The sequence below is a fragment of the Micromonospora sp. NPDC047467 genome, assembly GCF_040643095.1.
GTDB lineage: Bacteria > Actinomycetota > Actinomycetes > Mycobacteriales > Micromonosporaceae > Micromonospora.
In genome coordinates, this window is the sequence record NZ_JBEYTO010000001.1 from 589498 (window position 1) to 609824 (window position 20327).

Here is a 20327-nt window from a genome sequence, read left to right on the forward strand (position 1 = left end):
TCTCGCCGGTTGACGTGTCAATGATGCTAACGTGGCGATTGACACGTCAATTCCGGGGGAGCAGATGACGGAGGCCACACCCGAGCGGCGGCGACGCCAACTGCCGACGGCGGAGGAACTACGGATCTGGCGAGACTTCATCGAGACGACGGGGGCACTCAATTCCCAGCTCACGTCACGCCTCCAGGTCGAGTCCTCGCTGTCACCGGGGGACTACGCCGTCCTGCTCGCGCTCAGCGAGGCACCGGACCAGCAGATGCGCTCCTCCGAACTCGCGTCGCACATCGGGTGGGAGCGCAGCCGGCTCTCCCACCACCTCGGCCGGATGGAGCGGCGCGGGCTCATCCGCCGCCAGGAGTGCCCGACCGTCCCCCGAGGGGCGGAGGTGCTCCTCACGCCGAGCGGAGCGGAGGCTTTCCGGCGGGCGACCGTTCCGCACCTGCGCGCCATCCGTGAACTCTTCGTCGACGCTCTCACGCCGGATCAGCTCCGCGCGGCCGGCGAGATAGCCGCGGCACTTCGCGCGCATCTCGATCAGCGAGGTCGCGGCCTCACTGAACGATAGGCAGGAACACCCGGCCCCGAGGGCGGGCTCCGGAAATTCCCCGGCCCGACTGGATCGCCGACCGTGCTCGGTCCGCCGCGCCGCGAATGCATGCGCCGCGGCGCGACGGGTACGCCGCTACTCGATCCAGGGAGGCTGCGATGTGCCCGAAGGCTGCCCAGGCCGACGTGAGTCGGATGTCGAGCGTCGAGAGCCTCGACACGAAGCTTGAGGTGATCGTCGTACCGGTGTCGGACGTCGACCGCGCGAAGGCGTTCTACGAGCGCCTCGGGTGGCGGCTCGACCAGACACCGCCCGGCGTGGTCCAGTTCACCCCGCACGGCAGTGGATGCTCGGTGCAGTTCGGCCCGAGCCTCACGGCGGCGACGCCCGGTTCGTCCACGGCGTACCTGATCGTGTCCGACCTTGAGGCGGCCCGCGACGCCCTGGTCGGCGTCGGCGTCGAGGTGGGCGACATCTTCCATGTCGGGCCGGACGGCCCGGTCGCCGGGCTGGATCCCGAGCGGCGCAGCTACTTCTCGCGCGCCACGCTCCGTGACCCGGACGGCAACACCTGGCTGATGCAGGAGATCACGACCAGGCTGCCCGGCCGCGTCGAGGGCGGCCTGACGTCGTTCGGCTCGGCGAGCGACCTGGCGAGCGCGCTCCGTCGCGCGGCGGACGCCCACGGCGAGCACGAGAAGCGCACCGGCGCGAGGGACGACGACTGGCCCGACTGGTACGCGGCGTACATGGTGAGCGAGCAGTCGGGAGCCAAGCCGCCGGAGTGAGCCGTGCCGTCACCGCGGCCGGCGCGAGGCGCGCTCGTGCCTGTCGACGGCTCGGGCGTGGGCCACCGCGAGCAGCCGGTCGATCTGGGGCAACATTTGCGGGCCGGGCATGACGATGCTGGCGAAGCCGTGCAGCGCGTAGCCGGGGTGCGGCATTACGGTGTCCAGCCTCGCGAAGTCGAAGCTGTCGCGGTGGGCCTCGAAGTCCTTGGGCGCGAAGCCGAACAGCCTTTCGAACTCGGCTCGGCCCAGATCCAGGTTGAGCCGGAAGACGCCGGGCCGGTCGAGCTGGGAGCTCTCGTCGAAGCCGGGTACGTCGTGCTCGACGATTGTCGCGAACGGCTGGCGGCGGTCCGGGCCGACGTAGAAGAAGCGGTCACCCCAGGCGCCCTCCGGTGCCCCGCTCTCGGCGCTCGCCACGAGCTGCTCGGCGCCGGGCAACGCGAGAATCCGATCGGCGAGCGTCGCCGGGTCGATGCCGGTCGGAATGTGCAGCACCCCGTCCGCGTGCGCGATCGTGGCCTCGTCGAGCGGGAAGTACCGGTAGTCGTGCGACCTCGTCTCGGCAGGCTCCACGTCGGCGGCGCGGACGTACCGGGGAAGGTGTGTCAGGCGCTGGAGCGCGCCCTCGTACGTCGAGGCGGCGGGCGCGTCGATGCCGAGCGCGGGGCTCGCGCCCAGGCTGCCGACAAGCACCGCGTACCGGTCACCGAGCAGCGCGCCGACGATCGCGCCGGCACCGAACCACGGCTGGTCGGTTCCGGCCACGGTCATCGTGCTCGGATTGCGCTGGAGGTGCCGGTTGTGCGCGAAGGCCAACGTCGGCCCACGGTGCGCCTCGGTCGCGCGGATCGCGAGCAGGTTCTCGGCCATCAGCGCGTCCCGGACCTGGGCCAGGCGGGCGAAGCGTTCCTCCCGCGCGAGCGGTGCGGCGGCCTCGGCGTGGTAGCGCAGCAGGGCGACCGCGCTGGTCGCCGCCACGTTCGCCGCCGGCCAACCCTCGGGCCGCTGGGGTGCCCGCAGGTACATCTCGGTCAGCAGGTCGTCGGCGATCACCCGCAGCCGCTGGGCGTCGGCGGAGCGTCCGACCGACCGGCCCGGCTCCCAGATCGCGGCCGGGTCGCTCCATCGGGCGTCGTCGCCGATCAGGCCGTCGATCTCGGCGAAGCGGCCCGAGCCGAGATAGTCACAGACCTGGGCGAGGTGACGCCGCGGGCTCGGCGCGTGATCCATCTCCAGCGGGGCGTCGAAGCCGTGGAACGTCAGGCGCTCGGCCGCCGGCCGCCCGCTGTTCCACTCGCGCATCCACAGCAGCAGGTCACGGTTGGCCGGTGCGGAGCCGAGCCCGTGGCTGAAGCCCTCGGTGAGCGCGCGGTCGAGCGTCACGCCGATGTCGCCCTGGACGAACGCGTCGGCGATCAGCCCCGCCGCCCGGTCGCTCTCCACCGCGATCGACCGGTAGCCACTCTCGGCCAGTTGCGCGAAGGCCTCGTTGCGGATCTGGAGGAAGGCGGATTCGCCGTGCGTCGGCTCGCCGAGCGCGAGCAGGGCCGGCGGCATGGCAAGCAGGTCGAGTGGGAACGTCATTCCATCAACCGTATCGTTGAACCACCGTTTGAGACTTCCGAGCGATTGAGCGCGATGACACCCACAAAACCTTCAAACCCGGGGGTACGTCGGCCAGTCGACCTCGCGCGGGCGTACGGCCTCTCCGCGCAGGCCGTGCGCAACTACGAGCGAGACGGGGTCCTGCCGCTGGCGCAGCGCAGCCCGAGCGGCTACCGCCGGTTCACCGAGGCGCACGCCTTGGCGCTGGGCGCCTACCTCGCGCTCATCCCCGGCCACGGTTACGCGGCCGGTGGCGAGATCATGCGTGCGGTCAACCGGGGCGAGATCGACACGGCGTTGCGGGTCATCGACCGCGGCCACGCCCTGCTGCAACGTGACCGGGAGACCCTGGACGCGGTGGAGGCGGCGGTCCCGCTCCTCGTCGGGATCGAGCGTGAGCCGCAGGGCCGCAGTGCCGTGCCGATCAGCGCGCTGGCGCACCGGCTCGGCGTACGACCGGCGACCCTGCGCAAGTGGGAGCGCGCCGGCCTGCTCCAGCCGGCGCGCGACTCGGCGACCCGCCACCGCCTCTACTCGCCGGACGACGTCCGTGACGCCGAACTCGCCCACCTGCTGCGCCGCGGCGGGTACCGGCTCGACCACATCGCCGGCGTCCTGGGTCAGGTGCGCGACGCCGGCGGCGCGGAACCGCTCGCCGCGTCACTGCGCCAGTGGCGGCACCGGCTCACCGTGCGCGGCCAGGCCATGCTCAACGGCGCGGCCCGGCTCTCCGAGTACCTCGACAGCGGCGCCGGCACCGGGTGACCGGGTGGTGTCCGAACCGGGCGAATACCACCTCTTCGCTCTATATGCTGCATCGAGTATCGGGAGGTCGATAATCACGAGACGGACCGCCGCAAGCCCCGCAACAGTGGAGATCCGATGGCCAGCACTGGATCCGGGCAGCCAGCGCGCCCTCCGAGTCAGCTCGACCCGCAGGACGCCTACCGCGAGTTCCGCTATCCGATCCTGGCCCTGGCGGTGACCACGGCTATCGCCGGCCTCGTCGACGCCTTCGCGTTCCTGCGTTACGGCGTCTTCGTCGCCAACCAGTCCGGCAACGCGATCTTCCTCGGCATCGGTCCGGCCGGGCGGCACCCGGCCTGGCCGGCCGCGTTGACCTCACTGGTGGCGTTCGGCGCCGGTGCGGGGGTGGTGGCGCGACTGCGAGCGATGGGCCCTCCCCGTAGGTCGGCGACCCGCGGTCTCGCCGCCACCGTGATCGCCGTGGCGGTCTGGTCGGCGGTCAACGTCCTCCTCGAGTACGGCCGCACCAGCCCGCAGTCCCGGGCGGTGCTGGCTGCCTTCGGCGGCTTGGCCATGGGCTCCCTGGCGACGCTGTTCGTGCGTACCGCCGGGGTCGCCACCACCATCACGTACCAGTCGGGCACCGTCGCGAAGACCGGGGAGCGGATCGTCGGCTGGATCGCTGGTCCGGGCAACAAACGGTCGCAGGCCCGGAAAGGCTCACTGCTCGGGCTGCTGACCCTCGCCACGTACGTGGTCGGGGGTGCGCTCGGCACGTTGGCGCAGCAGTGGCCCCTCTGGGTGCCGGTCTGGGCGACGCTCGTCCTGGCGGCAATGGCGCCCGCGCTCCGTCGTTCCTGAGCTGGAGGCCCGGTCGGGGGACGTTCTGCCGATTCTGGCCGGGCGGGGCCGCCCCTGCCGTAGCCTCGGTGGCCGGTGATCTCATCCATCGGGCGTCGATTCCAGGCGCTGCCCCGCGAGCGGCCGGGCAGCCCGCAACGCGGTCCAGCAGCCACCGGGCCGCGTTGGCCCGCTCCGCTGGGTGGGCGGGACGTGAGCGAGCCGAGGCCGGCGACAAACTTGATTTATTCCAAAACAGCGGGCTATGGTCTGCACGTGACGTCCGACATCGAGGCCCAGCTTCGGGCGGTCTCGATGCGTGTGACCCGGCCCCGGCTGGCTGTGCTCGCGGCGCTGCGGGACCATCCGCACGTCGACACCGACACGGTGATCGCGCTGGTCCGGGCGGACCACCCCACGATCTCCCACCAGGCGGTGTACGACGTGCTGCGCGCGCTCACCGACGCCGGTCTGGTGCGGCGCATCCAGCCGGCCCGTGCGACAGCCCGTTACGAGTCGCGGGTGGGGGACAACCACCACCACGTCGTGTGTCGCTCCTGCGGCGCGATCGCCGACGTCGAATGCGCCGTCGGCCACGCACCCTGTCTCACCGCCTCCGATGACCACGGCTTCGTGGTCGACGAGGCGGAGGTCGTCTACTGGGGCACCTGCCCCGGCTGCGCGACCGCACGCACCTCCCAGTGATCCGCCAGTTCGGAAGGAAGTACATGAGCGACACCCAGGACAACCGTCCCTCCAGCGCCCAGGGCGTGGATGAGAAGGCGGCGGCCGGCTGCCCCGTTGCGCACGACTCCGTGACCGCGCACGGCAGCGAGAGCGAGAACCCGGCGATCGACTCGCCGACCCCGAAGACCGGCGGTCGTCCGCGTACGAACCGGGACTGGTGGCCCAACCAGCTCGACCTCTCGGTGCTGCACGCGCACTCGCCGAAGGGCAACCCGCTGGGGGCGGACTTCAGCTACGCCAAGGAGTTCGCCAAGCTCGACGTCGAGGCCCTCAAGCAGGACATCACCACGGTCCTCACGACCTCGCAGGACTGGTGGCCGGCCGACTTCGGCCACTACGGCGGCCTGATGATCCGGATGAGCTGGCACGCCGCCGGCACCTACCGCATCCAGGACGGCCGTGGCGGCGCCGGCGACGGTGGCCAGCGGTTCGCCCCGCTCAACAGCTGGCCGGACAACGCCAACCTCGACAAGGCCCGGCGGCTCCTGTGGCCGGTCAAGCAGAAGTACGGCCAGCAGATCTCGTGGGCCGACCTGCTCGTGCTCGCCGGCAACGTGGCCCTGGAGTCGATGGGCTTCAAGACCTTCGGCTTCGGCTTCGGCCGGGAGGACGTCTGGGAGCCCGAGGAGATCTTCTGGGGCCCGGAGGACGCCTGGCTCGGCGACGAGCGCTACGTCTCCGAGAAGGAGATGGCGGCCGACGTCGGCGCCACCGAGATGGGGCTCATCTACGTCAACCCGGAGGGCCCGCGCGGTAACGCGGACCCGCTCGCGGCGGCGCACTTCATCCGGCAGACCTTCGCCCGGATGGCGATGAACGACGAGGAGACCGTCGCCCTCATCGCCGGTGGCCACACCTTCGGCAAGACCCACGGTGCCGGTGTCGCCGACGACCACGTCGGCCCCGAGCCCGAGGGCGCCCCCCTGGAGGCGCAGGGCCTGGGCTGGCTGAGCACCTACGGCAGCGGCAAGGGCGGGGACACGATCACCAGCGGTCTCGAGGTGACGTGGACCGACCGGCCGACGCAGTGGAGCAACCGGTTCTTCGAGATCCTCTTCGGCCACGAGTGGGAGCTCACCACCAGCCCGGGCGGGGCGAAGCAGTGGGTCGCCAAGGACGCCGAGGCGATCATCCCGGACGCGCACGACCCGTCGAAGAAGCACATCCCGTACATGCTGACGACCGACCTGTCGCTGCGCGTCGACCCGGCGTACGAGAAGATCTCGCGCCGCTTCCTGGAGAACCCCGACGAGTTCGCGCTCGCGTTCGCCAAGGCCTGGTACAAGCTGCTGCACCGCGACATGGGTCCGGTCGACCGCTTCCTCGGGCCGTGGGTCCCGGAGGCCCAGCTGTGGCAGGACCCGGTGCCGGCCGTCGACCACGAGCTCGTGGGTGACGCCGACGTCGCCGCCCTCAAGGCGAAGGTGCTGGAGTCCGGCCGCACGACCGCCCAGCTGATCTCGACCGCCTGGGCGTCGGCCGCCAGCTTCCGGTCCACCGACAAGCGCGGCGGCGCCAACGGTGCCCGGATCCGCCTCGAGCCGCAGCGCAGCTGGGAGGTCAACCAGCCGGAGCAGCTCGCGACGGTCCTGGAGACCCTCGAAGGCATCCAGCGGGAGTTCAACTCCGCCGGTGGCGCGAAGATCTCGCTCGCGGACCTGATCGTGCTCGCCGGCTCGGCCGCGGTCGAGAAGGCGGCGCGTGACGCCGGCGTCGAGGTGACCGTGCCGTTCCGGCCGGGCCGCACCGACGCCACCCAGGAGCAGACCGACGTCGAGTCGTTCCGGGTCCTCGAGCCGCGCGCGGATGGCTTCCGCAACTACCTGCGTCCCGGCGAGAAGACCCAGCCGGAGGTGCTGCTCATCGACCGCGCGTACATGCTCAACCTGACCGCGCCCGAGATGACCGTCCTCATCGGCGGCCTGCGCTCCCTCGGGAACAACGTCGGCGGAGCGGCCCACGGTGTCCTCACCGACCGGCCCGGCGTGCTCACCAACGACTTCTTCGCCAACCTGCTCTCCCCGGGCACCCGGTGGAAGGCGTCGGAGTCCGAGGAGCACGTCTACGAGATCCGGGACCTGGCCACCGACGAGGTGAAGTGGACCGCCACCGCGGTCGACCTCATCTTCGGCTCCAACTCCCAGCTGCGGGCCCTCGCCGAGGTCTACGCCAGCCAGGACGCGCGGGACAAGTTCGTGGCCGACTTCGTCGCGGCCTGGACGAAGGTCATGGAACTCGACCGGTTCGACGTGGCCTGACCCCTGCCCCAACCGACGAGCCCCGGTCGATCCTCAGCGATCGACCGGGGCTCGTTCGTCGTCGTGACGCGCCGTCGCGACAGGTCGGTGTCCGGTCGATGAGTTTGGGATGCTGTGGCGGTCTACCTGCTGACATCACCTGATTCGAAGGAGCACCGCCATGGCGAAGGTCATCTCCACGCTGTTCATCTCGGCCGACGGGGTGGCCGAGATCGACCCCGACTGGCACTTCCCGTACTTCGACGAGAACATGGGCCGCGCCGTCGGCGAGGACTACGACACCTCCGACGTGCTGCTCATCGGCCGCGAGACGTACGACAGTTTCGCGGGCGCCTGGCCTGAACGTGAGGCCGCGGGCGGGGAGGACGCCGGGTTCGCCAAGCAGCTCGGGGACGTCCGCAAGGTGGTCGTCTCGCGCCAGCCGCTGGAGTTCACCTGGCGCAACTCGGAACTGGTCGAGGGTGACCTGGTCGACGCGGTCGCCGCGCTCAAGGCCGACGCCGGCATCAAGGGCATCCTCATCCCCGGCTCGATCTCCGTGGTGCAGCAGCTGCTCGCCGCGGGGCTGGTCGACGAGCTGCGTCTGCTGGTGCACCCGGTGGCGGCGCGCAAGGGCCGCCGGCTCTTCGACGACGGCGACACGCCGTACCACCTGAGGGTCACCGCGACCGAGGTGTTCCCGACCGGCGCGATCCGCGTGATCTACACGCCGACCGACGCGCCCGCGACGGTCACCTACGACGAGGTCACGGACCTGGTCCCGGCCGGCGAATAGCTCCCCGGCCGTGCCTCGTCGCGCCTTCGCGCCGACGTGGGATGTGACCGCCGGGACTCCGGGGAGGTGCGCGGGCCGCGCACCTCCCCGGAGTCCGCCGTCCTCAGGCGAGGGTGCAGGACGCGCCGTTGAGGGTGAACGAGGCGGGTCGAGCGGTGTTACCGGTGTGGGTGGCCTGGAAGCCGATGGTGACCGATCCGTTGGCGGGGATGGTGGCGTTGTAGGAAAGGTTTCGGGCCGTCACCTGCCCCGAGGTGGGGGAGTAGGAGGCGTTCCAGCCCGAGGTGATGTTCTGCCCGCTGGGCAGGGCGAAGGCGAGGGACCAGCCGTTGATGGCGGTCGCGCCGGTGTTGGTGATGGTGATGTTCTCCGTCAGCCCGTTGTTCCAGGCGTTGACGGCCACGGTCACACCACAGCCGCTGGCCGGGGGCGGAGTCGTCGGCGGCGGGGTGGTCGGCGGCGGGGTGGTCGGGGGCGGGGTGGTGGGCGGCGGCGTGGTCGGGGGCGGGGTGGTGGGCGGCGGGGTGGTCGGGGGCGGGGTGGTCGGCGGGTTGGTCAGGCCGAAGAACTGGACGGCGGCCGCGGCCATGCCGGAGCTGGGCAGGCTGTGCCCGGCGCCCTGGACGCTGTACGCCTCGACCTGGACGGTGCCGCTGGTGTCGGCGTACCTGCGTCGGTTCCAGTTCGCCTGCGGCGTGTCGGTGGAGGTGGGTGTCTGGCTGAGCCCGAACACGTTGGTCCACTGCTCGATCGTCTCCTGCAGCAGCGAGAACGGCACGAGCGTGTCGTTGGTGCCGTGCCACAACTGCACGCGGGGGCGAGTGCCGGAGTAGCCGGGGTATGCCTGGCGGACCGCGTCCCCCCACTGCTGTGGCGTCCGGTTCATGTTCCCGCCGGTGCACTGGCTGGCCCCCGGCGGGTAGTCCGCCGCGTTGGCGAAGCAGTTGAAGGGCACGCCCATGAAGGCCGCCCCTGCCTTGAACACGTCGGGGTAGAGCGCCAGCATGTGGTTGGTCATCATGCCGCCGGACGAGCTGCCGGTGGCGTACACCCGGTTGGCGTCGCCGCCGTACTGCTGCTGGGCGTAACGGATCATGGAGATGATCGACACCGGGTCGCTGCCGCCGCCGCGGCGCTTGGCGGCGTCGGACCACGTGTCGAAGCAGTTGCCGAACCCGGCCTGTTGGGTCGCGCTCGGGTAGATCACGATGAATCCGTACCGGTCGGCCTGGCTGGCGAACTCACTGCCGGAGTAGAAGCCGGGGCCGGAGCCACCGCAGCCGTGCATGGCCACCACGATCGCCGGCCTGGCCGGGCGGTTGTCCGGCACGTAGACGTGCATGCGCATCCGGCCCGGGTTGTCGCCGAAGCTGGTCACCTCGGCCAGCGACGCGGCGTACGCGGGTTGGAACGCGGGGATCACCAGGCCGATCGCGGCCAGTGACGCGGTGAGGCCGAGCAACAGTTTCCTTCTGATTCTCACGGGGACGACTCCTTCGATCAGCTGTGCGGGCTGGGATCGGCCACGCGCGTCCGGCTCGCGGGAACTTCCGGCTCGCCGCGGTGATCGCGCATCGCCTACAACGTGTGCTCGCCCTGTGCCCGGCTCAGTGCGGCGTCGCGTTGCAGATAGTGTTATCCCCGGGCCAAGAAGTGTCAATCGACGTACCTCGATCAGGTGTGGTCGATTCCGCCAGCCTCGGTGAGGTTGGTTCGCCGACGGTCCGTCTACAGTCGGTAGACCGTTCCTCAGCAGAGCCCCGGAGTGCCTGTGGCGAGCCCGTTCGACATCGAGGAGATCTATCCCGACGATGGGGAGCACTCACTCCGGATGCCTCGGCGGCAGGCCGGCAGCTCGCCGCAGGGCGTCGCGGTGACCCTGCTGGCGGACTACACACTGCGGGCCCGTGCCATGCTTCCGTCCGCCGCCATCGTCGCGCTGCTCGCCGAGTCCGGCGTGACGACGGCCGGCGCCCGTGCGGCGATCAGTCGGCTGGCCCGTCGAGGCGTCCTGGAGGGCAGCAGACAGGGACGACGCAGCTCCTACCGGCTCAGTCAGGCCGCCGCCGCCCACCTCTCCGCCGGAGGCAACTGGATCCTCGCCTCCACCACGGCGGCAGAGCCCTGGGACGGGTGCTGGACGACAGTCGCCTTCTCGCTGCCGCAGGACCGCGGCGCGCAGCGGCGGGCCCTGCGTGGCCAGCTCCGCTGGCTGGGGTACGCGCCGCTCTACGACGGGCTGTGGATCTCACCGTACGAGTTGACTCCGCCGGCTCGGGCGCAACTCGCCCAGCTCGCCGGTGGCGCCGTCACGGTGTTCCGGGGACGACAGGTGGCGCTCGACGCGGACAGCCAGCGCGCTCCCATCGATGCCTGGGACATCGACGCGATCAGGGGGCACTACGAGGCGTTCCTGCGGAGGTGGGCGCCCCTGGTGCCGCAGGTGCGCTCGGGACAGGTCGACGGCGCGGCGGCGGTGCGGACGCGTACCGAGGTCATGGACACCTTCCGGCGCTTCCCCATCCTCGACCCGCAACTGCCCCGGGAGATCCTCCCGGCCGGATGGCTCCGGCAGCCGGCCCGGGAGTTGTTCGCGGCCGTCTACGACGGTCTCGCCGAACCGGCGGAGCGACACGTGCGAGCGGTCGTCGGGCAGTTCACCGACAGTGCGCAGCCCGGCATCCAGGCGCACACCACCACCGACCTGCTCGCCGGGGTGCGCGGCGACGTGGGCCGGGCGAGACCGGCCCAGCGCGGGCCGGCCCTCGCATCGACGGCTGACTGTGTACCTGGTGGAGAGCGACGCGGCGACGGGGGGCCCGGGTGACCATCCGCAGCGGAGAGCCTCGGCGGGCGGACGCGCCGCAGCCACGCCCGTCCGACCAGGACGTGTCCTTCAACGGCACCGTCGCCCGCGTCGGCTGAGGACAGCGCGCCGGGGGCGTACCACCGACCTCGCCCTGAGCGATCGTCGGTGCGGCCCGCCGGCCGCGGCCGGCTAGCTGGCCCGCATCAGCGGGTCTTCTTCGTCGGCCGCTTGCGAGGCGGCGTCAGCAGGTCGGCGATCGCCGCGATCGCGGACGGCACGATCCGGTAGTACGCCCAGACGCCGCGCTTCTCGCGCTCGATCAGGCCGGCCTCGGTGAGGATCCGGAGGTGATGGCTCACGGTCGGCTGGGAGAGATTGAGCGGCGCGGTCAGGTCGGTGACCGACGCCTCGCCCTCCGGCGCCGACTGGATCAGGCTGAGCAGGCGCAGGCGGGCCGGGTCGGCGAACGCCTTCAGCACCCCCGCGAGTCGCTCGGCGTCGGCGCGCTTGATCGGCTCACCAGCGAGCGGCGAGATGACAGGCATAGAAGTTTCCGCAGTTCCCACGTCATGCATAGTTCCACCAAGACTGTCGGTTGACCGGCGGAATCGGACACTTCGCCAAACCAGTGGTACGAGTCACGCCCGACGGCGGCCTGCTCCGCGCCCCGGACACGGGCGGCGCCCAGGCGCGTCTGGAGCAGCGAGAGCAGTCGAGCTGAGGTCCTCGGCACGGCCGTCGATGGCACCCACGAGAGGCGGACACAGCCTGACCTCTTCACCTGCGATCGTCGTCTCGTGCCCGACACCGACCGGAAGGACCCGTCGCCATGACCGCCACGACCTCCCCAGCCGCGGCGCTCGACCCGGAGCGGACCGACCTGCTCGACCAGTGCGCCCGCCTCGCCCTGATCACCACGTCACCCGCCATCCAAGACCGCCGAGGCGCCCGATGACGGTTCTCGACAACCGGGCGCTCAACCGCGCGACGCTTGCCCGGCAACTGCTGCTCGATCGCGCCGACCTGCCGGTGCCCGGGGCCGTCGCGCAGCTCGGCGGACTCCAGGCACAGGAACCGCAGGAGCCGTTCGTCGGGCTCTGGTCGCGACTGCGTGCCTTCGATCCGGCCGTGCTGTCGGACCTGCTGGTCCAGCGGCAGGTGGTGCGGACGCACCTGATGCGCCGTACCGTCCATCTGGTCGTCGCCGCCGACGCCCTGGCCTGGCGCGCCCGGCACGACGCCATGCTGCGCCAACGGACGCTCGGGGCCTACCGGCGCGAGCTGGACGGGGTGGACCTCGACGAGGTGGTCGCGGCGGGCCGGGCGCTGATGGCCGACGGCGTGCCCCGCACGATGACCGAGATCGCGCGGGCGCTCGCCGATCGCTGGCCGACGCCGGGGCCGCGGGCACTGGGTGAAATGGTGGTCGCCGCGCTCGTTCCGATGGTCCAGTTGCCGCCGCGCGGGGTGTGGCGCGCGAAGGCAGGTGTGCGCAACGTCCCGCTCTCCCTGTGGCTGGGTCGGGAGATCGACCCGCCGTCGCTGGAGCCCTCCGACCCCGCCGGTCAGGCGCTCGTACGGCGGTATCTGGCCGCGTTCGGCCCCGCGGCCACGGCCGACCTGCGGGCCTGGTGCGGCCTCACCGGCCTGCCACCCGCGGTGGCCGCGCTGCGCGAGGAGCTGGTGACCTTCCGCGACGAGCGTGGCCGCGAACTGATCGACCTCCCCGACGCGCCGCGTCCCGACCCCGACACACCCGCGCCGGTACGGTTCCTGCCGGCGTTCGACAACGCGATACTCGGCTACGAGGATCGCAGCCGGATCATCGACCACGCTCATCGCGGCCTGTCGGTCGCCGGTGAGCGGGTGGTGCTGGTCGACGGCCGGGTCGCCGCGACCTGGACCGTCGACGCCGAAACCGTGCGCGTCACACCGCTGGGCCGCCTGTCCCGAGGCGACATCGCCGCCGTGACCGAGGAGGGGGAGGCTCTGGCGTCGTTCCTCTCCGACGGCGACAGCGACCGGGTCCGGGTCGACCTCTGAGGGCGGTGCGCCGTGCCGGCGCTGGTCCTGCGGGGCGTCCGCCGCCCGCCCCGCAGGACCAGGTCCCGAAGGTCAGCCCGCGGTGCAGGAGCGGATCTGTGGTCGGGCGTTGCTGTTGCCGTTGAACATCGTGGTGAAGCCGAAGGTGTTGCCGCTGCCATTGGACCGCACGGTCATGACGTTGCCGCTGCTGTCCCAGGTGGCGCTGCCGTTCCAGACGCTGGAGACCTTCTGCGGCGCGGTGAGGGCGACGACCACGGACCAGGTGCTGGCGCCGCTGACGGTCACCGACGTGTTGTAGCGGTCACCCCAGACGTTGGGGGTCGTCGCGGTCGCCGTGCAGCTGCCGCCGGAGGGCGGCGGCGTCGTGGCAGGCGGCGGGGTCGTGCCGGGTGGCGGGGTCGTGGCGGGTGGCGGGGTCGTGCCGTCCGGCGCGACCGCACGACCGGTGGACGGCGAGATCATGCCGGGGCACAGGTTGCGGCTGGTGAGGTTGGCCATGATCTGCCCGATGGCGTCGCGGGTGTTCTGGATCCCGTCGTGCATGAGGATGACCTGGCCGGCCTGGAGGCGGCTGGCGTTGGACACGATCTGACTCACGCTGGCGCCGTTCCAGTCCTGGGAGTCCACGTCCCAGATCACCTGTCGCATGCCGAGCGACGAGGCGACGGACTGGAGGGTGGAGTTGGTCTCCCCGTACGGGGGCCGGAACAGCTGTGGCCGGCTGCCGGTGGCCGACTGGATAGCCGAGCTGGTCTGGGACAGGTCGGACTGCATCTGCGCCTGGCTCATCGACGTCATGTGGGCGTGGTTCCAGCTGTGGTTGCCGACCCACATGCCGGCGGCCACCTGGGCCTGTGCCGCCGAGCGGTTGTTCTGGACGTTCTGACCGACGTTGAACATCGTGGCCCGCGCGCCGTTGTTGCGCAGCACGCTCAGCAGCGCGCTGGTACTGCCGCTGGGTCCGTCGTCGAAGGTGAGCCCGACGTAGCCGTTGCAGGTGGCGGCGCTGGACGGGGTCGCGGTGGCCGCGACGACGACGCCGCACGCCGCGACGGCGGTGGCGAGGATGGACAGCCCCGCGCGTAGTCGCTTCGACCGTACGAGGGTGCGGAGGGGGACAGTGCTCATCTGGTGCCCCTTCTACCGGGCTGGGAGGCGTGGAGGCGCACGCCGGCCGTCCGGATGGTGGTGGGGAGATCGACCGAAACCCGACGAAGCGGGGCTGCATCGACCGCGATGGATCGGAGTATTACAGCGGGAATTCCGACGCGTCAACAACTTCCGGAAGCGCTCTCGGCGGGGAGATCTGATCCGGAAGTTGATCGGAACTATCGGCCTCGATCGGCGTGCCGGGCGGACGCCGCCGCCGAGGGCCGCAACCATGCTCGGGAAGGCAGCCTCGCAGCCTGGGTCAACGAGCCGCCTCCGGAGCCGTTGGCCGGCGAGGGTTACCGCAATGTTTCCGAGAAATGTTGACAGCGCGTCGTGGCCGTACCAATACTTTCGCCATCGGCGGACCTCGACGGCTGTCGATCAAGGCCGCCGCAGTTCCACACCATGCCGGCACGCCGCCCCCGCCGGCACTCACAAGGAGGAAGCATCACATGACCGATGTTTCCACCCACCCGAAGAGCCGGCGGCTGCTCCGCCACGCTGTCTGCCGGCCAGCAGTGGGGCGACCGCTACAACCTCAACGTCGCGGTCTCGGGCTCCAACAACTGGACGGTGACGATGAACGTGCCGTCCCCGGCCAAGGTCCTCTCCACCTGGAACATCAACGCCAGCTACCCCAATGCCCAGACGCTGACCGCGACGCCCAACGGCAGCGGCAACAACTTCGGCGTCACCATCGGGACCAACGGCAACTGGACCTGGCCATCGGTCTCCTGTAGCGCGAGCTGACCCTCGTACACCCGGATCAGCGCACTGTGGCACGGCGGCTCCCGGCCGCCGCGCCACGAGGCTGTCACGGCCTGCCAGTACGCGGATCAGCGACGGGGCGGGTGCGGGCAACGACCTCCTCGGGGGTCAGCGGCGCCCTCGGATGATGCGTGAGGCACAGCGGGGTGCGGACCTTGACGAACGAGAAGCCCGCCCCAGCCACGTAGAACTCACCGCTGCTCAAAAGGCCGATGTCGGGCAGCCGTCCGCCCTTGGCCTCGGCCAGCTGGCGGGCGGCGTCGATCTGCGCCGGCGCGTTGAGCAGCCCGAAGAACTGGGTCGTCGCGTTGCCGGAGATCTGGTTGTGTAGACCCTTCGGCGCCTGGGTGGCGAAGACCAACCCGAGCCCGTACTTCCGGGCCTGGGAGGCGAGCGCGATGGAGCTGGCCGTGCAGGCCGTGTTGCCCGTCGACGGCGCGAGTGTCTGCGCTTCGTCCATCACGAAGAGGCCGCCCAGCGGACGGTCACCCGCCGGGTGCCGCTTCACCCAGGCGAAGAGCGCCATCTGCAACTGGTTGACGAAGCTCTGGCGTTCCTGGTCGGAGGTGAGGCCGACGAAGCTGATGACCGAGACCCGTGCCCGCCGCCCCGGCGACGGCGTCAGCAGCAGCCCTGGGTCGGCCGGCGCGCCGACCCCACCGAAGAGCGGGTCGGTGACCATAGCCGCCTTGAGCGTCTCGGCCAGTTCCTGGGCGAGCTTGTCGGCCCGCGTCAGACGGCTGACCCCGTCGGGCAGATCGGCGAGGAACTCGGTGAAGCCGTGCAGTCCGACCATGCCGCTGCGCGCGTACGCCTGAAGGGCCTCGGTGAGCACCGCCTTGCCCTGCTGGGCCAGCTTGGTGGGCCGGTCGACGCCGGCCCGTGGTGCGAGCGCCTCCACGGCGGACCGGATCGCCTGGTCGAATTCGTCGGGCCATTCGCGCAACGACGTGAAGTCGGGCAGTGGTTGGAAACTCAGCGGACGGCCGGCGGTGACGCGGGGCGTCCACACGACCACCTCGGTGTGGGCGAGATAGTCGGCGGCACGCTCAGCGTCACCGGAACCCCAGCCGGCGGGTGCCTCGGGCCACGGGTCGCCCAGCCGCGCGAGGTCGTTGTTGGGGTCGAGCACGATCGAGGAAACGCCCTGCCGGGCGCACTCCTCGACGAGCCGGCGGATGAGCACCGTCTTGCCGGAACCCGACCCGGCGAACAGCACGGCGTGCCTGCGGAGAGACTCCAGGTCCACCGTGAAGGGACGGCCACCCTCGATCGTGCGTCCCAACCCGATCGACCGTCCGTCGCGGGCGGCCGCGGAGTCGGGCGGATCAGCGGCGGGCGGCGAGGACGAGACGACCGCGTCCACGGACGTTTCGCCGGCGATGCCGACGGTCGTGCCAGACGGGCCGGGCGCGGTGGTGAGGGGCGCGGTGGTGGCGGGAGCCGGTTCCGGCCCCGGCAGGACCGCCCGCAAGAGTGCCGTTGTGCTTGCCGGGCGGCGGGCGATCAGCCACTCCTGCAAAGCCGCGGACGGCTCGCCCGCCATCACCTGCAGGGCCGCGAAGACCCGCAGGTCCGCCTCTGTCACCGCGCAGCGGACGCCGCCGGCCGCGTCGAAGGCGGTCAACACCTCCGTGGTACGTCTGCCCGTCGGCCACGGACCGTTGCGCAACAGCACCAGTCGCCGCTGCGGCAGGTCCCGGTCCAGCCCGGCCATGGTGCACGCGGCCTTGACCCGCGCGGTGACCGCGATCGCGTTGGGATGCGCGATCGCCCGGAAGCACCAGTGCGCCTCGTTCTCGGTGGCCTCGTCGAGGACCTCGATCAACCGTCCGTGCAGCGCGGGCTTGCGGCTGGGCGGTGGGTCGTACTTGTAGGTGGCGCCGGTCGGCGCCTGCTCGGCGATCCAGGCGGCCAGGCCGGCCGCGAGCAGCGGTGGCATCCGCTCGTCCTCGCCGGCCGGCGTGAGCGCGGCCGATACGTCCGCCGCGGCCACCAGTTCGGCGAACCGGGCGTCCAACGTGCGCAGCTTCTGCTCGTCGGCCGCCTGGTCGTTCGGCCGGCCAGGCACGACGGCCGGGGACGGTGCGGCGTCGACGCCGTCGATGAGCCGGTCGAGTTCGGTGACCTCGTCGCGGTCCCGGCACCAGGCGACGTGGCGGTCCACCCGCCGCAGCAGAGCACGTGGCGTCAGGGTTGGCGCGTCGGCGAAAGCGGAGGGGTCGATGGGCCAGGTCGGGTACGGCGGGTCGAAGCGCGATCCCGCGAACGCGGCGGTGAGCCGTTTCACCACGATCGCCAGGCCGATCTCGGGAGTGGGTATCCGGTCCGGCAGGGTCGCCTGCCGGAACCGGTCACTGACCGGCGTGGGCGCGCTGCGGGTCAGCAACTCCCAGGTGTCGGGTAGGCAGGAGACGACGATCAGCGTGCGACGGGTGACGTCCCGGAGCTTGAGCAGGCCGTCGGCGATCGGGCCGACCACCCGCGCCTGGCCGTCCTCCAGGCCGGCGTGCTGCTCCCACAGCGAGGTGCTGCTCTGGGCGAAGAGCGTGTCGAGCTGATCCACGGCGATGACCGTCGGGTCCAACGTCAGAGCCATCAGCCGGGAAATGTCCTGCACGATCTGCTGCGGGGTCCGCAGCCCAGGGCTCAACCCCCACGCCGCTCGCGCCTGCGGGTCGCCCGGCTCGGAGATCAGGTGGGCGTAACCGACGTCCTGCGCCTCGAAGTCGATGGCGCCGTGCAGGATTAGCGCCCGGGCGGTGTCCTGGCAGTCCCGCCCGACCTCCCGGTCGCGGCTGCGCAGCCCTCGGATGAAGGCGTCCAGGTGTTCGCGGGTCACCGGCTGGGTGCCGGCGACCGCGTCCCGGACCTCGACCGGCAGGCCGAGCTGGGCGGTGAGCCGGCGCAGGAAGGTACGCAACTGGGTGCCCCAGCCGATCGCGTCGCGACCCATGCCCTCCACCAGGGCGAGGGCGACGCTCTCCCAGAACGTCTTGCCGCTGACCATGTCGACCAGGAAAAAGTAGCCGCCGTCGCGCTGAACGCGCTCACGGACCGCGCCGAGCAGGTGCGTCTTGCCGGCACCCGCCCGACCCTGCATGGCCACGCCGAGCGGCACGGTCGTGTCGTCGGTGCGCGCCCGTCCCACCCCGCGCAGGATCTCCGCGACCACCTTCTCGTGCAGCTCGGGGACGTTGTGCGGGCTGGCCCGCCAGACGTCGTCCGGGGTGACGGCCGGGTTGAAGCTCACCGCCTCCAGGGCGGCCCGCTGCTCGTCGGAGATCATGCCGGGCCGATCGCCAGGGCGTGATTGTCCTCGTTGCCGATCCGCACGGCCGCCGCCCGGTCGCGCGCGGTCAGCGACTTGGTGTTCGCCACCGGGATGATGCGTACGTCCGCACGCTCGACCATGGCCCGCAGCGCGGTGTCGACGGCGGACCGATCGGTGTCGGCGAGGCGGTCCCGGACGTCGGCGAGACCGACCCAGGCGCCCGGTGCGGCGGCCAGATCCCGGTACGCCGCGCGTACCAGCGCCTCCACGTCCACGGCGGGGGCGCGGGCGGGGGGCTCCGGCGTGGCGGCGACCGGCGCCCCACCGTCGGTCTGCTTGAAGAAGTCGCCGTGGCTGAGCCGGAGTCGGTCCAGCGAGCGGTGCAGGTTGGTCAGGACGGTGAGCAGTGAGCGGGTCGCCGAGCCGGCCGCCTTCGGTGGGGCGGCGGTGTGCAGCTGACGGACCACCCGCCAGCCCTCGTCGGTCAGCTCGTGGGCGAACGGACGGTGCTGCCGGTCCGTCACGACCAGGCCCAGGTCGACGAGCCGCTTGTTGTCCTTACCGGTCAACGTGAAGCCAGCCAGCTCACGCAGCTCGACGTTGGTGAGTCGGCGCGCCTCGACCATCAGCACCACGAGGGCGTTGATCTGGTTCGGCGTCAGGCTCGGTACGTCCGCCGGGCTCGTCATGATGTCTCATCTCCAAGGGGATGCGTGCCGTCCGCGCGTCTGCGCGCCAGCAGCCGACGGATCCCGTCAACCACCGCCGGTACGTCGGACAGCACCTGCTCATTGGTGAAGCGGAGCACGCTCAGCCCGAGCAGTTGCAGCCGAACGTCTCTCCGCCGGTCGTTGGCGAAAGCGATTCGCCCCCGATGCTCCGGCCCGTCCACCTCGACCGCAAGACCCTCGGCGGGCCAAAAGAGATCCAGCCGGTAGGGCTCGCCGAGCGGATGCGGCTCGTACGTCTGATTCCACCGTCGGCCCCGCGCCCAGAGGTGTGGCGTGAGCGCGCGTTCCAGCGCCTGTTCGGCCGCGCTGTCGCCGCGCGGTACACCGGCGATCGGTGGCCAGGCCAGCAACGCGGGCTCCGGTGGGCCGACCATGTCTGGTACCTGACCAGTCGCGTTGGCCAGGTCGACGAAGCGGGCCGGCACCGTGACCGGCACCGAACGGACCCGGTCCGTGTGATGCATTCCAGCGCCAGCCAGCCACACTGTGAAGTCGCCGTGCCGCACCAGCCACTCGGCGGCGGCCACGAGTGTCCGTTCGGCGTCCGGGCCCAGCTCGGGCACGGTGACGAGAAGGACGCACTCCTTACGGCCGTACGCCTCGGCGATCACCCGGGCGAGCCCGGCGGCGCGTACCTCCGCCGGAAAGCGGAACCGGTCGCCGGGCCGCCGGGAACCGCGTGTCGAGCGCTCGGCCAGGTCGGTCAGGAACGGACCGAAGTGCCGCGAGCGGGCAGCGGTGCGGGCCGCCAGCGAGCGGGCCGCCGCCACGCTCAGCGTGCCCTGACCGTCAAAGCCGTCCGCGCCCGGCAACCAGCTGGGAAACATCGCGACCGCCACGCTGTCCAACTGGTCGAGGAGGGTGCTCACCAGGTCACCCAGCGGACCCACGACCACGGGCCGGTAGTGCACGAGAGCTGGCGCTTCCGGCGGCAGCGGGTCGAGCGCGACCCGCAGCAGTTCGGGATCGATGCCCGGCAGGTGGCTGACACGTCGGGGCGCCGAAGCGGCCCACCAGGTCGGGCTCATCGTGCGGTGGCACCGCGATTCCGGCTGTGGCTGCCCCCGTACGCCCCACAATGCCGGGCCTCAGGCCGAGCCGGGCGCGCCATGCTGGCACCATACGACAGGGATCGGTCCGACCGCCGCCCCGGGACAACACCTCTCGGTGAACTGAGAGCCAAGATCGGGGCGTGCCCAGGCGCCCGACGAGGTTCCGGGGCCACCGCCCCGCTCGT

Annotated in this window: 18 protein-coding genes; 11 read left to right on the forward strand and 7 right to left on the reverse strand. The window is 71.5% G+C overall.

Annotated features, from left to right (window positions below; all coding sequences use genetic code 11):
- The first annotated feature begins 31 nt into the window (after positions 1–31).
- The gene (locus ABZ780_RS02405; protein ID WP_357483301.1) at positions 32–565 is read left to right on the forward strand and encodes a MarR family transcriptional regulator; all 534 of its coding nucleotides are present in this window, start codon (positions 32–34) and stop codon (positions 563–565) included.
- A 176-nt stretch (positions 566–741) separates the two neighbouring features.
- Positions 742–1335, forward strand: a complete 594-nt coding sequence (locus ABZ780_RS02410) for a VOC family protein (RefSeq protein WP_357483304.1) — start codon at positions 742–744, stop codon at positions 1333–1335.
- Between the two features lie 9 nt (positions 1336–1344).
- Here the strand turns inward: ABZ780_RS02410 and ABZ780_RS02415 are convergent, their stop codons facing one another.
- A complete protein-coding gene (locus tag ABZ780_RS02415; protein WP_357483306.1) occupies positions 1345–2922 on the reverse strand; it encodes a DUF6194 family protein in 1578 nt (525 codons plus the stop codon).
- Between the two features lie 54 nt (positions 2923–2976).
- Between ABZ780_RS02415 and ABZ780_RS02420 the strand changes: the two genes are divergently transcribed.
- The 5 genes from ABZ780_RS02420 (at position 2977) to ABZ780_RS02440 (ending at position 8310) form a co-directional block, all read left to right on the forward strand.
- The gene (locus ABZ780_RS02420) at positions 2977–3708 is read left to right on the forward strand and encodes a TioE family transcriptional regulator (RefSeq protein ID WP_357483308.1); all 732 of its coding nucleotides are present in this window, start codon (positions 2977–2979) and stop codon (positions 3706–3708) included.
- Positions 3709–3825: 117 nt separating this feature from the next.
- Positions 3826–4551, forward strand: coding sequence for a YoaK family protein (locus tag ABZ780_RS02425; RefSeq protein WP_356999550.1), 726 nt, complete (start codon positions 3826–3828; stop codon positions 4549–4551).
- A 255-nt stretch (positions 4552–4806) separates the two neighbouring features.
- Complete coding sequence (locus tag ABZ780_RS02430; protein ID WP_356999553.1) at positions 4807–5235, forward strand: Fur family transcriptional regulator; 429 nt, start codon at positions 4807–4809, stop codon at positions 5233–5235.
- Positions 5236–5258: 23 nt separating this feature from the next.
- The gene (gene katG / locus ABZ780_RS02435; protein WP_357483311.1) at positions 5259–7535 is read left to right on the forward strand and encodes a catalase/peroxidase HPI; all 2277 of its coding nucleotides are present in this window, start codon (positions 5259–5261) and stop codon (positions 7533–7535) included.
- Between the two features lie 160 nt (positions 7536–7695).
- Positions 7696–8310 carry a dihydrofolate reductase family protein gene (locus tag ABZ780_RS02440; RefSeq protein ID WP_357483314.1) on the forward strand — a complete coding sequence of 205 codons (615 nt, stop codon included), beginning with the start codon at positions 7696–7698 and terminating at the stop codon, positions 8308–8310.
- A 103-nt stretch (positions 8311–8413) separates the two neighbouring features.
- Here the strand turns inward: ABZ780_RS02440 and ABZ780_RS02445 are convergent, their stop codons facing one another.
- A complete protein-coding gene (locus ABZ780_RS02445; RefSeq protein ID WP_357483317.1) occupies positions 8414–9793 on the reverse strand; it encodes a PHB depolymerase family esterase in 1380 nt (459 codons plus the stop codon).
- A 288-nt stretch (positions 9794–10081) separates the two neighbouring features.
- On the opposite strand from ABZ780_RS02445, the gene ABZ780_RS02450 reads away from it, so the two are divergent.
- Positions 10082–11137 carry a PaaX family transcriptional regulator C-terminal domain-containing protein gene (locus ABZ780_RS02450; RefSeq protein WP_357483321.1) on the forward strand — a complete coding sequence of 352 codons (1056 nt, stop codon included), beginning with the start codon at positions 10082–10084 and terminating at the stop codon, positions 11135–11137.
- A gap of 185 nt (positions 11138–11322) precedes the next feature.
- Here ABZ780_RS02450 and ABZ780_RS02455 read toward each other — a convergent pair whose 3' ends face one another.
- Entirely contained in the window at positions 11323–11694 is a 372-nt protein-coding gene (locus tag ABZ780_RS02455) for a metalloregulator ArsR/SmtB family transcription factor (RefSeq protein ID WP_167944206.1), read from the reverse strand.
- A 254-nt stretch (positions 11695–11948) separates the two neighbouring features.
- Here ABZ780_RS02455 and ABZ780_RS02460 point away from each other — a divergent pair, with 254 nt between their 5' ends.
- Complete coding sequence (locus tag ABZ780_RS02460) at positions 11949–12074, forward strand: hypothetical protein (protein ID WP_357483324.1); 126 nt, start codon at positions 11949–11951, stop codon at positions 12072–12074.
- Positions 12071–13162 carry a winged helix DNA-binding domain-containing protein gene (locus ABZ780_RS02465; RefSeq protein WP_357483327.1) on the forward strand — a complete coding sequence of 364 codons (1092 nt, stop codon included), beginning with the start codon at positions 12071–12073 and terminating at the stop codon, positions 13160–13162. The genes ABZ780_RS02460 and ABZ780_RS02465 overlap by 4 nt, the downstream gene beginning before the upstream one ends.
- Before the next feature lie 72 nt (positions 13163–13234).
- On the opposite strand, the gene ABZ780_RS02470 is transcribed toward ABZ780_RS02465, so the two are convergent.
- On the reverse strand, positions 13235–14293 hold the full coding sequence (locus tag ABZ780_RS02470; RefSeq protein ID WP_356999570.1) for a polysaccharide deacetylase family protein: 1059 nt from the start codon (positions 14291–14293) through the stop codon (positions 13235–13237).
- Positions 14294–14776: 483 nt separating this feature from the next.
- On the opposite strand from ABZ780_RS02470, the gene ABZ780_RS02475 reads away from it, so the two are divergent.
- Complete coding sequence (locus tag ABZ780_RS02475) at positions 14777–15067, forward strand: hypothetical protein (protein ID WP_356999572.1); 291 nt, start codon at positions 14777–14779, stop codon at positions 15065–15067.
- 64 nt (positions 15068–15131) lie between these two features.
- Here the strand turns inward: ABZ780_RS02475 and ABZ780_RS02480 are convergent, their stop codons facing one another.
- The 3 genes from ABZ780_RS02480 to ABZ780_RS02490 are packed head-to-tail and all read right to left on the reverse strand — an operon-like array spanning position 15132 to position 20118.
- Entirely contained in the window at positions 15132–18374 is a 3243-nt protein-coding gene (locus ABZ780_RS02480) for a DUF87 domain-containing protein (protein WP_357483332.1), read from the reverse strand.
- A complete protein-coding gene (locus ABZ780_RS02485) occupies positions 18371–19048 on the reverse strand; it encodes a hypothetical protein (RefSeq protein WP_357483335.1) in 678 nt (225 codons plus the stop codon). Before ABZ780_RS02485 ends, ABZ780_RS02480 begins: the two co-directional genes overlap by 4 nt.
- Positions 19045–20118, reverse strand: coding sequence for a DUF559 domain-containing protein (locus ABZ780_RS02490; protein ID WP_357483338.1), 1074 nt, complete (start codon positions 20116–20118; stop codon positions 19045–19047). Before ABZ780_RS02490 ends, ABZ780_RS02485 begins: the two co-directional genes overlap by 4 nt.
- Positions 20119–20327 lie beyond the last annotated feature (209 nt).